This is a genomic window from Acinetobacter sp. 802_lipA (genome assembly GCF_058242885.1).
Genome location: NZ_JBZAYP010000001.1, coordinates 641,798 through 653,633 on the forward strand (window position 1 = coordinate 641,798; position 11,836 = coordinate 653,633).

At 40.8% G+C, this 11,836-nt stretch carries 8 protein-coding genes and 3 pseudogenes; 6 read left to right on the forward strand and 5 right to left on the reverse strand.

The window, feature by feature from the left end:
* Positions 1-729, reverse strand: coding sequence for an ABC transporter ATP-binding protein (locus AC4CU3_RS03175; protein WP_234953807.1), 729 nt, complete (start codon positions 727-729; stop codon positions 1-3).
* An 11-nt stretch (positions 730-740) separates the two neighbouring features.
* On the opposite strand from AC4CU3_RS03175, the gene AC4CU3_RS03180 reads away from it, so the two are divergent.
* Entirely contained in the window at positions 741-1,382 is a 642-nt protein-coding gene (locus AC4CU3_RS03180) for an arylesterase (protein ID WP_279044046.1), read from the forward strand.
* 30 nt (positions 1,383-1,412) lie between these two features.
* Here AC4CU3_RS03180 and AC4CU3_RS03185 read toward each other — a convergent pair whose 3' ends face one another.
* Positions 1,413-2,027 (reverse strand): carbonic anhydrase, encoded by a 615-nt coding sequence (locus AC4CU3_RS03185; protein WP_004981036.1) that lies wholly within the window; start codon positions 2,025-2,027, stop codon positions 1,413-1,415.
* 310 nt (positions 2,028-2,337) lie between these two features.
* On the opposite strand from AC4CU3_RS03185, the gene AC4CU3_RS03190 reads away from it, so the two are divergent.
* The gene (locus tag AC4CU3_RS03190; RefSeq protein WP_279044047.1) at positions 2,338-3,369 is read left to right on the forward strand and encodes an alpha/beta fold hydrolase; all 1,032 of its coding nucleotides are present in this window, start codon (positions 2,338-2,340) and stop codon (positions 3,367-3,369) included.
* Positions 3,370-3,384: 15 nt separating this feature from the next.
* Positions 3,385-4,386, forward strand: coding sequence for a hypothetical protein (locus AC4CU3_RS03195; protein WP_279044048.1), 1,002 nt, complete (start codon positions 3,385-3,387; stop codon positions 4,384-4,386).
* Positions 4,387-4,440: 54 nt separating this feature from the next.
* Here AC4CU3_RS03195 and AC4CU3_RS03200 read toward each other — a convergent pair.
* Positions 4,441-6,499, reverse strand: a pseudogene (locus AC4CU3_RS03200) (TonB-dependent receptor domain-containing protein).
* A 173-nt stretch (positions 6,500-6,672) separates the two neighbouring features.
* The gene (gene nfuA / locus AC4CU3_RS03205; protein WP_004981041.1) at positions 6,673-7,311 is read right to left on the reverse strand and encodes a Fe-S biogenesis protein NfuA; all 639 of its coding nucleotides are present in this window, start codon (positions 7,309-7,311) and stop codon (positions 6,673-6,675) included.
* A 160-nt stretch (positions 7,312-7,471) separates the two neighbouring features.
* On the opposite strand from nfuA, the gene AC4CU3_RS03210 reads away from it, so the two are divergent.
* The 3 genes and pseudogenes from AC4CU3_RS03210 (at position 7,472) to AC4CU3_RS03220 (ending at position 10,074) form a co-directional block, all read left to right on the forward strand.
* Positions 7,472-8,089, forward strand: a complete 618-nt coding sequence (locus AC4CU3_RS03210; protein WP_058869197.1) for a rhomboid family intramembrane serine protease — start codon at positions 7,472-7,474, stop codon at positions 8,087-8,089.
* A gap of 128 nt (positions 8,090-8,217) precedes the next feature.
* Positions 8,218-8,370: pseudogene (locus AC4CU3_RS03215) on the forward strand (hypothetical protein); the annotation flags it as partial.
* Positions 8,371-8,525: 155 nt separating this feature from the next.
* A pseudogene (locus tag AC4CU3_RS03220) lies at positions 8,526-10,074 on the forward strand (hypothetical protein).
* Between the two features lie 89 nt (positions 10,075-10,163).
* Here AC4CU3_RS03220 and AC4CU3_RS03225 read toward each other — a convergent pair.
* Positions 10,164-11,783, reverse strand: a complete 1,620-nt coding sequence (locus AC4CU3_RS03225; RefSeq protein WP_183174011.1) for an inorganic phosphate transporter — start codon at positions 11,781-11,783, stop codon at positions 10,164-10,166.
* Positions 11,784-11,836: the final 53 nt, after the last annotated feature.

Genomic DNA, 11,836 nt, shown 5'->3' on the forward strand with positions numbered 1-11,836 from the left:
TTATCCTCCCGTTCGAGGATGTTCGATCAACTGTCCATCGAGTAATTCAAAATGGCGCTGGCACTGTTCTGCAAGCGTATGGTCATGCGTCACTAAAATCAGGGTCGTACCCAACTCACGGTTCAATTGAAACAATAATTGCTCAATTTCTCGCGCAGTTTGACTGTCTAAGTTTCCTGTTGGTTCATCGGCAAAGATAATTTTTGGCTCCGCAATCAACGCACGGGCAATTGCGACGCGCTGCTGCTCCCCACCCGAAAGTACCTTCGGTGTTTGGGTGGCCTGTCGCTCTAATCCAACTTTTTGCAATAAACTCAAAGCGCGTTGCTCCGCTTCAGCGAAGTTAAATGATGCATGAAGCCGTAACGGCAGCATCACATTTTCAACAGCAGTCAGGTGTGGCAGCAGTTGAAAGGACTGAAATACAAAGCCAATATGCTTTAAACGCACATTCGCACGCTGTTCTTCGTTGAGCTTGGAAATACTTTCACCACAAACGATGAGCTCACCACCGCTAGCCTGATCTAAGGTCGCCAAAATACCCAGTAAGGTAGACTTTCCTGAACCTGAACGTCCTGTAATTGCGACTTGTTCACCTGCTAATATGCTGAGACTCAAATCTGAGAAAATGGTCAGTTCTTTTTGCGGAAGTTTAATCTTTTGTGTCAGTTGCTGGGCAGAAATAATCACTTGTGGCATGATGCTTACATCACTATGAACTTGGGTCATAACATCCCTATATGCAAATATTCGTGCAAAATCGCAAATTTAAAAAACGGATTAGTTCATACTTGGTTTTGCTTGCACTGTGCCTAAGCCCCACTTGGGTTTTTGCAAAAACCGTGATGGTTTTAGGAGATAGCATTAGTGCAGGTTATGGCATAGAACCACAGCAAGCATGGGTAAATTTACTGCAAAAACGATTAGACCAACAGTATCCGAAACAACACAAAGTGGTCAATGCCAGTGTGAGTGGTGAAACCACCAGTGGCGCTTTGGCTCGTTTACCCAAACTGTTGCAAACGCATAAGCCAAATGTGGTGGTGATTGAGCTTGGCGGGAATGATGGGCTGCGTGGTCAACCACCTCAGATGATTCAAAAAAATTTAGTGCAACTGATTCAACAGAGTCAAAAAGCCAATGCCACCGTGGTTGTCTTGGGAATGAAAATGCCACCAAACTATGGCACAGCCTATAGCAAGGCATTTGAAAATAATTACAAAGTGGTTAGTCAACAATACAAAGTGAAATTACTGCCCTTCTTCTTGGAAGGTGTAGCGGGAAATAAAAGCCTGATGCAAAAAGACTTGGTCCATCCAAATGGCAAGGCACAAGCTATTTTATTAAATTTAGCTTATCCCTATATAAAAGGCGCTTTATAAAGCGCCTTTTATTCTGATCATATCCGCTGATCAGAAGTCAAAAAAAACCACTTCACCACTTTCAAGTGAGTACTCAGCGCCAACCACTTGTAACTTGCCTTTGGCAATCAAGCTTTCAAGCACAGCTGAGCCATGACGTAACTGATTTACAGAGGCAAATACATTTGAACGTACTGCGTGTTTAGACAGTTTGCATAAATCATGTTTCAGTTCAGTTTGCATCAAGGTTTCAACCGAAGGACGGACACGGTTTACAATCGACATCAAGTTTGCAGATGGTGGGCTATCTGGGTTCATCAGGGTGTCAATGGTGGCTTGAATCGCACCGCAATGGCTATGACCAAGTACCACAACTACTGCACAGTCATAACGCTCAGCCGCAAATTCAACACTGCCAACTTGCGAAGGTGCAACCACATTTCCTGCAACACGAATAACAAACAGATCACCCAAACCTTGGTCAAAGACCATTTCTGCAGGCACACGAGAATCGGAACATCCGAGTACAATGGCAAATGGATTTTGGTCTTCCGCCATCTCTGCTCGTGCTTGGTGAGACAATTGCTTATGGTGGGTTGTCTCACCCGCTACAAAACGTTGGTTACCTTGTTTTAGACGGCTTAAAGCTTCTTGAGCTGTTAGCATTCCTTTTCCCACCCGATTGTTGTTAAGTCGCAATAGTTTAATCCTAGAGAAATTGATTGTCACTTGCAAAAAACATAGCTGCATATTTTTTTAATTTTTCTTGAACTTGCATTTTAGCTCAGCAGAATAGATATCCAGTTCACACTTTATCTAAATGCGGTATATCCTTTCAAACAAATAATTAATGACATTTGCATAAAAGCGATTAGAATCAAACAGACCTGTAAATAAACATAAAAACCATTCAAAATCAGAGCATTTTTATCTTATTCGGTCAGTTTTTTCATTCATCTCCGTTTAAGGATGAACCATGATGATGCGCTCAAAACCCCTCTTAAAATACTGTTTAAAAGTCAGCATCCTGACGTGGGCATTGTCTTTTTCTTTCGCCAGTCATGCGGTGGAAAATACCATCATCAAAGACAAACTCAGTTTACAAAGCTACCTTCTACAAGAACGCGTCACCGCCGGCTTAAAAACCAAAACACTTAAAGTGGATGATATCGTTTGGAGCTATAACGAAGGCGGTGCCGTTGATAAGCCAACGATTTTGCTGATTCATGGTTTTGCTGGAAATCGAGACAATTGGAACCGTGTAGCACAGTTTCTAACGCCTTATTACCACGTGGTTATCCCTGACCTTCCAACCAACGGCGACACCAAAGTCCCAGATGATTTTGATCTCTCTATGCCAAATGTCACAGAGCGACTCCGTCGTTTTGTTGAAGCTATTCATATACAAGATAAGCTGAATGTTGCAGGACATTCCATTGGTGGTTCAATTGCAACTCTATATGCCGCACAATACCCTTTTGACACGCAAAGTTTGTTTTTATTGAACAGTGCGGGCATTTATAAAAACGCCAACACCAACTATGCCAAAGACCCTCAATATTTAAAGCACTTGATTGTGAGCAAGCCGGGCGATTTGGATGATGTGATGCAACGTGTCATGCAAACCCCAATCAAAATGCCCTATTATTTAAAACGCGCCCAAGAAAAACAGTTAATTACTCAGGCTGAAAAAAACAGTAAAGTGATTGATCAATTGGTGACCTTGAACCGAATTTATACCACTGACTCCTTTGCTCGAGTGACCCGAAATATTGAAGCACCCACCCTCATTTTGTGGGGTAAGCAGGACAAAATTATTAATGTCGAAGTGGCGAATGAGCTCAAATCTTTATTGAAACGTGCTGAAGCTCCTGTCATCCTTAACAATGTTGGTCATATGCCACTTTTGGAGGCAGAACAAGCAGTTGCACAGCACTACCTGCCTTTTCTTGCAAAAACACAAAAGTTAAAAAATCCATTGGCTGATAAACTGATTCCACTAAATTAATTTTGTTGAGTACGTATGCAGAAACACCCGATGATTGAGCAGCTCATTGAAGCTCATCTTAATTTTTTAGATCATGAGTTTTCGCAAGCAAGTACCGTACAAAATGAATTCATCCTATTTTATCACTGGTTTAGAAAACAAACTTTGCAGCAACTGTGGAGCTTTGAAGACATAAATGCGTTGTTGCAAAAACAAATCCTAGCCACACCTGCAACCGATCATCTAATCTCACAAATTGCTGAGCACATCAAGTTTGTTTTAATACATCCCATCAATGAATCAACCAAAATTGCCGATGTGATTCCTGTACTTACCATCGACAAAATTGCGCAGTATGTCGCGAGTAAAAGTGGGCACCGTCAACGCCTGATTAAAACTGTGGTAAATAACCCAGCTTTTTCAGCCATGATTACCCAGCTGATTCAACACTCGATTCAAGACTATTTGAACAACTCTGTGATGACTAAACGTGTGCCGGGTGTTTCTAGTTTTATGAAAATGGGCAAGTCCGTACTGGAAACCGTCACAGACTCAAACCTAAATGACACTATTGGGCATTATTTACAAAAGAACATCTTAAAACTCAGTCAAATGAGTGAACAAGTGTTAAATCAAAACTTTAATGATGAAAAGCTATATTACTTTCAAGCCAACCTCTGGCACAAAATCAAAGATATGCCTTTATCAGTTTTGAAAAATTATATTGAAGTGCAGGACTTGCCTCAAACTGTCGCTATGGGGCACGAAATTTGGGCGCATATGCGTCAAACCGACTATCTGCAGCAACAGGTGCATGATGGTGTTTACGCTTGGTACATTCGCAACCAAGAACTTTCTCTTGATTTACTACTACGCGACTTAAATATCGACGAAGCCTTAGTCCAAAATCAACTTCAAGATTTGTTGAACCCTATTATTCAAGAGCTCATCCGATCACATTACTTACGTGATCGAGCACGCTATTATTTAGAACAGTTTTATTATTCTGACCAAGCACAAGCGATTTTAAAGCTTTAAAGAGACAGACCCGTTACTTGAACGGGTCTTTTTATTTAAGCCAATTTCTATAAATTAAAAGCTTGCAGAGAAACTTACGCCATAACGACGCCCGTCTAGAACTTGTTCACCATCAGCATCTTCAGCTTTTTCATCCAGAATATTATAGACACCAAATTTTCCTTTCAAGCTTGGTGTAAATTTATAGTTAAAACCAACATCTAAAAATTGATATGCTGGTGTAGGCTCAGACATACTGGCACGACCTAAATATGCGGATGTTTCACTTCTGTAGTGCAAACGCGTCCAAACATCTAATGTTTCATTAATATCAAAATCTACCGTCGCATTAAACATATGTTTTGGCATTTGATTCAAAGGCTCACCTTTTAGAGCGCCTGATTTCTGCTCAGTTTCTGTATAAGTATAGTTTGTACTTAAATTCACACCGTCGGCAAGTTCTGTATCAAATGTCGCTTCTAGACCTTGCATTATAGCCTCATCAACATTAATTCTTGAGCTAATAAAGTTCCATAAGCGAATGTTACCTGTTGTCGAGTCTATACGACCAAATGGGTCAGCACATGTCCAAGTTGCTGAATTACTGTTACTACCATTTGGTGAAGAACAATCACGAACTTCTGTAATTTTATCTTTATATTGAGTATGGAATACAGTTAATGATGTTTTAGACTTATCCCCTTGCCATGCTGTTCCAAATTCATAGCTTACTGATTTTTCAGGTTTTAAATTATCATTACCCATAATGAAGGCACTACCCTTACCTGTTACAGAGTGTACATCGCTTGATGATTGCTTTAAGTCAGGTTGCTTGTAGCCAGTAGAGACCCCGCCTTTAAATGTCCATGCATTTGTTGGATTGTAGACACCATATAAACGTGGAGAGAAGTTTCCAGCATAATTTTCATCATGGTCATACCGTAAGCCAGTAGTTAAATTAAACTGATCTGTTATCGACCATGTATCCTCTGCAAAAATAGCAAATCCCCAACGCTCCAACTCAGCTATAGGCAAATCCGCATTTTGGTTTGTTGCACGGTCAACAAGCGATTCATTTTTAAAATATAAACCAGAAATTAAATTATGGTTACTTAACTGTAAATTCCATTGTGAATTAGCAAGCCAAGTTTCCAACTCAATACCACTTAAACCTGTCGAGCTGTTTACACGGTCTGGGTTTTTTGAATTCTCATATTGAATATATGAGCTACTGCTTAATAAGTCGCTATAATGACCATTATGAGTCAAGCTAAATACGTCTCTGTAATTCCGTCCATAAGAATCGGTTCCTGTACTTAGAATTGTTTTCCCAGCTGTAGATTCTGACTCCTGTTTAGTAAAGTTTGCCTCTAACTCAAGATCATGTGTATCGTTAATTAAATATGTAAACCGAGAATTTAAACTTTCTACTTCTGTACCACGAAAACCACCAATATAACTATCTTCATTACGTTGACTTTTGTTTACACCCAACTGCATACCTAATTTATTTTCAATTAATGGGCCTGCCAAATAGATTGTCCCATTTTTAATATCACCAGAATTTCCTTGATCCTGTAAAACAGTGCCTAATTCAACCGTTCCAGACCACTCATCACTGACTTTTTTCGTAATGATATTAATAACCCCCCCCCATAGCATCTGTTCCATACAATGTAGATGCAGGGCCACGGATTACTTCAATTCGCTCAATAGCAGCCATTGGGGGTAAAATATTTTTTTCAAAACCACTATCATCACCATTTGGGTTTACATCTTTAGAGTATTGGCGTTTCCCATTTACCAAAAATAAAGTGTAGTTTGACCCCATTCCACGAATACTTACAGTCTGAGCTGAACCCGCTCCAGAAATTACAACTCCGGGTGTGTTTCGTAGTACATCAGTAATATCACTATATTGTCGTTTTTCGAGCTCTTCCTTTGTAATTACGGTCATACTGGCTGGTGCCCGTGTAACATCCTGCTCGTACCCTGCTGCAGTAACAACAATCGTCTGTAATTGTGTTGTTTCTTTCTCTTTCGTGGTTTCAATTGTTTCATTTGCCATCGCAAATGAACTCATTGCTCCTACAACCGCTAAAGCCAAAGTTGATCTCGTTAGATTTTTACCCATAACGCATACACCCAAATACAAAAAAAGGAGAAATTGTATAAATTTCGTAGGGCATTTTAACAAATGGTAAACATATTTCAATTAATATTAATAATTATTCTCAATTACATTTTAGCTTTAGATAAAATATAACCTCCTAATTTAAGGAGGTTATTTATCAAAATGGTTTAAAATTATTTGAAGTACGCGCCTTCTGCCTGCGTATGATCCGTCTGGTCGATAACACGACGTAACTCAGGAATGTGTTGTTGCAGAGTCGTTTCAACACCCTGTTTCAAGGTGACATCAATTGCTGAACAACCTTGGCAACCACCACCGAATTTCAGTACAGCCGTTAAACCATGCTCTTCATCTTCAACAACTTCAACCAATGCACAGTTACCACCATGTCCTGCTAGACCAGGGTTAATTTCAGACTGAAGAATATAAGTAATACGCTCTTCAATCGATGCATCAGGACCGACGCGTGGTACTTTCGAATTTGGCGCACGGAATGTCAACTGCCCACCAAAACGGTCTTTGTTGTAATCAATCACCGCATCTAATAGATATGGAATAGACGGTGTATCGATATACGCAGGAAAGTCTGGATAATCTTGACGGTAATCGGTTGGGATCACTTCTTCAGGCGCACTATATGCCATACAACATTCAGCACGTGGTGTACCCGGATTTTCAACAAATACACGTACAGCAATGCCCGGTGTATTTTGTTTTTCTAATAAATCACGTAAATACTCTTGTGCAGTCGGAGTAATCAATAAGTTTGGAATTTCCTCTGCAACTGCAGTGCTGCTGTTCTCAGTCGACATAACAATCATTTCCTCAAGCTGAAGTTGCTATTTTAACTGAAGATGCGGGGTAATTAAAAAAAATCAACCAAAATTGTCGGATTTATTGTGAAAGTTCATCTTTTCGCTCAATTTAATGGCATTATGACCACAAGATAGTTATATGCAGAACATCTCAGAAATGTTGGATTTACCTTTTAATCATACAGTTACGATCATTATTATTACAGTCATTATTTCTATGGTGGCATTTTCAAATCAGAACGTGATGAACCGTCTGATTTTCTGGCCTCCTGCGATGCAACGTGGACAATACGATCGTTTTATTACACATGGCTTTATTCATGCCGATGGTATGCATCTCCTGTTCAATATGTTCACCTTGTTTTTCTTTGGTAGCATTATTGAAAGTTTTTACCGTCAATACTTCTATGAGTTAGGTTTTGTTTTGTTTTATCTGGGTGGCTTAATTTTTGCCATTTTACCAAGTTATTTAAAACATAAGAATGATGTGCGCTGGGCAAGCCTTGGTGCTTCTGGTGCGGTCTCTGCGGTATTGTTCGCTTATGTGTTGTTTGAACCTTGGAAGCTAATTTTTGTGTTTTTTATTCCCGTACCTGCGATTATTTTTGCAGTGTTGTACGTGGCATATAGCATCTGGTCAGGTAAAAAAGGCAACTCCAACATCAATCATAGCGCCCATCTTTGGGGAGCTGCTTATGGGGTCATCATGACCTTAATTTTAGAGCCGCGTCTTATTCCACACTTTCTGAACAAATTAACCCAGTTACCTATTTAAAGCCGAACGCCTAGATTGCACATGGATTGCATCCATACGCATATAGGCTCAGTAACATTTTTCTAAGCAATGGGTGGTCCTGATTTTTACAATGAACATCAGGACAACTATAAACCAAGGAAATTGCGATAAAAATAATGTCTATATTGGCAACCTTGATGATCAGTCTCAGTTTTACAGCCTGTGCGGTACACACTCCTGAAGGGAGTATCATCGTCGATGATCGTTCTTATTATCCTCATGGCCAAAGCGATTTCTGCCCACTAGGACAGGCCAAAAAGGTCGCTGCTAAACTCAAAAGCCTTCTATTCAGAAGGCTTTTTTATTACATATATTTTTACATAAATTTGGCATGAAATGCCAAGCAGTAATTTGATTTGGCATAGATAATGTTTACAACTGTATATAAATAGCAAATGCCAGTGAGATTTCTTGCATGTCCAATCCCTTAGATGGTCTTCAATTTCCAATTTACTCGAAAACACAAAAAATTAGTACCTCACGTACAGGGAAAGAGATTATTGCAGAGGCCTTAGCCAATGTTGATCACCAAACCTCTGTGGCCGCACTTACAGAAAAGAACTGGCGTAAACAATATCCACGCTATTTTAAATCCTTAGTTGAATTTGGGATTCTTAATCAAATTGCACCGATTCAAATGGCACAAGATGGGCTCAACAAAACACATAATGTGTTTGAGTTTTATCGCGATGGCCAAAAGCATCTCCTCAAAGATGTAATGTCACTTAAAACCACACCGCTGCATACTATTAAACTCAAAGGCGAAAGTCATGCGACGCCTGAATGGTCTGTCCCTTACAAAGGTACACAGCTTAAAGGGGGGTGCTTTACTTGCACAAATCCAAACATGGTTAGATGCAGGTGTGATTGAACCCAGTCATGCTGAAGCACTGATTGCTTGTGTGGAACATCCTGAATGGTTTGATTTATCAGATCGCACAATGGTTTTGTTCGGTGCGGCATCTGAAGCGGGTCCACTCACATGGTTAGCCCAATGGAAAGCCAATATTGTGGCAGTTGATTTACCGAATAGCCGCGTGTGGAGCAAAATTTTAGACACCATTCAACACGGCAATGCCACGCTATATGCCCCATCGGTTGAAGCTTTGAGCGCGGAAACACCTGTGTCTGTGCTTAAAGAAAAACTTGGTGCGAACTTACTGACACAAGTGCCTGAAATTGCACAATGGTTGGTACAAAACCCACATCAGTTAGATTTGGCCGCGATTGCGTATTTGGATGGTGAAAAGCATGTCCGTGTTTCTGTTGCAATGGATGCGATTATGCAATATGTCAGTGCGCAAAAAGCAGATACCAGTTTGATGTATATGTGTACACCTACCGATGTCTATGCAGTTCCAGAGGAAGTCATTACAGCGTCTGAGCAAAAGTTCAGTGGTCGCTCTAAAACGCAGCAGATGATCAGTAAAAGTATTTCAACCCTCAGCGGGCAACTGTTCTTTAAGAAAAACTTACATGAGCTCGTCGAGTCGGATAATGACAAGTCTTATGGCATCACCGACTGTTTAGTGATTGAGCAAGGGCCGAACTATGCGTTGGCTAAACGTATTCAACAATGGCGTGCAATACTTGCTCGATCAGAAGGTCAGCGCGTCAGCATCAACATTGCACCATCAACCACCACGCATTCCGTCACCAAAAATCCACTGCTCAAAGCCGCATTTAATGGGGCGAGCTTGTTTGATGTTGAAGCCTTTAAGCCTGAAACGACCAATGCCATCATGGCAGCTTTATGGATCCATGACCTGCGTAATCCTGCGTCTGTAGCTAACCCAGAGGTCAAACTTGAACATCCTTTAGAGCTGATGATGCATGGTGCAAACCATGGTGGCTTATGGCGTGTAGCTTATTTAGCACGTACCGCACTGCCCTTTGCAGCACTTTATGGCTTTGCCGCAGATAAACTACCTTTAGACAAAGTCTGGGCGAAGTTCAAAAAGTAAAATATGAACAGCATCGTTCATAAAATACAGAGCTAATAAAAAACGCTACTCAAGGTAGCGTTTTTTATCACTGCTTATTATACATCAGTTTAAACGAACTGTAGAAACAACCAGAACAAGCCACCTGATAAACAGATCGTTGCTGGCAAGGTAAAGATCCAAGCCGAAAGAATGGTTCTTACTGTTGCAAAGTTCAGACCAGACTTGTTTGCCACCATGGTCCCTGCAACCGCAGAGTTCAACACGTGAGTGGTCGATACTGGCATACCAAAGCCATCAGCAGCTGCAATCGTGGTCATCGCCACCAATTCTGCTGACATGCCTTGACCATAAGTCATATGGTTTTTACCAATACGCTCACCTACAGTCACGACAATACGCTTCCAACCGACCATCGTACCTAGACCTAAAGCCAATGCCACAGCCACTTTCACCCATGTTGGGATATACTGTAAGAATGAATCAAGGTTACTACGATATTCTTTTACTGTCTTCTTGCCTGCTTCAGACATCGCTGGCAATTGATCCGCTTTATCCAAACGTTTGAACGCAGTCGTGCTTAAGTACATGTCATTACGTAGTGCAGAAACTTCAGCTTCAGGAATATCTTTAAGATCTCCGTAATGGCCAACACGCTCACCCAAATGATCTGTCAAACTGGCTAAAGCAGGTACAACTTCTGGAGTCATTTCTTTGGTTTGAATATATTGCGTGATCACCGTACGGGCTTTTTCATCTGCAATATCGTTATGATTCGGATAAATCACAGCCGCAGTTTGATCTGAAAGTTGAGCAAATGACTGAATGTGCTGTGAATCTAAATTCTTATTTAAAGAATAAGCCAAAGGCACAATACCAATCAAAATCAGCATGATTAGACCCATACCTTTTTGACCGTCATTTGAACCGTGCGCAAAACTTACACCTGTGCAAGTAAAAATCAAAATGGCACGAATCAGTGGCGGTGGTGGTTTGTTGCCTTCAGGTGGTTGGAACAGTTCCAGTTGTTTCTTAAAGATTTTTTTCACCAATAAGAACAACACTGCTGCAAAAGCAAAACCGATCATGGGTGAAAACAGTAAAGCTTTACCGACTTTAATCACCTGATCCATATCGACACCCGAAGCACCACCGCCTGAATGCATCAGGTAGTTCATAATGCCCACACCCAAGATTGAACCAATCAAAGTGTGTGAACTCGATGCTGGAATACCCAAGAACCATGTGCCCAAGTTCCACAAAATCGCAGCAATCAACATGGCAAACACCATGGCAAAACCTGCGCCTGAGCTGACATTCATAATCAACTCAACGGGCAGCAACGCAATAATACCGTAAGCCACTGCACCACTTGCGACCATAACCCCAAGAAAGTTACAGAAACCTGCCCACATCACCGCAACAGGTGCAGACAGTGCATTTGTATAAATGACCGTTGCAACCGCATTGGCAGTATCGTGAAAGCCATTTACAAACTCAAAACCCAAAGCAATGAACAATGCCGTTGCTAAAAGGATTAAAGAGTAAAGATTCAGTGCAGGAACATGCGATAAGTCAGCAGAAAGCTGAAAGCCAATATAAATTAGCGTTGAAATAATGACCGTTAAAAACACCGGCATAAAAAATTTCGGTGTAGGTACGTGCACATTCGTCGACTTGACCTGTGTCACGTGCACCTGATCTTGGACGGGAGGAATATTAGAATTCATGCAGACGGCTAAAGAGGATATCAATATCCCCTATTGTTCAATTTAATTGTGAC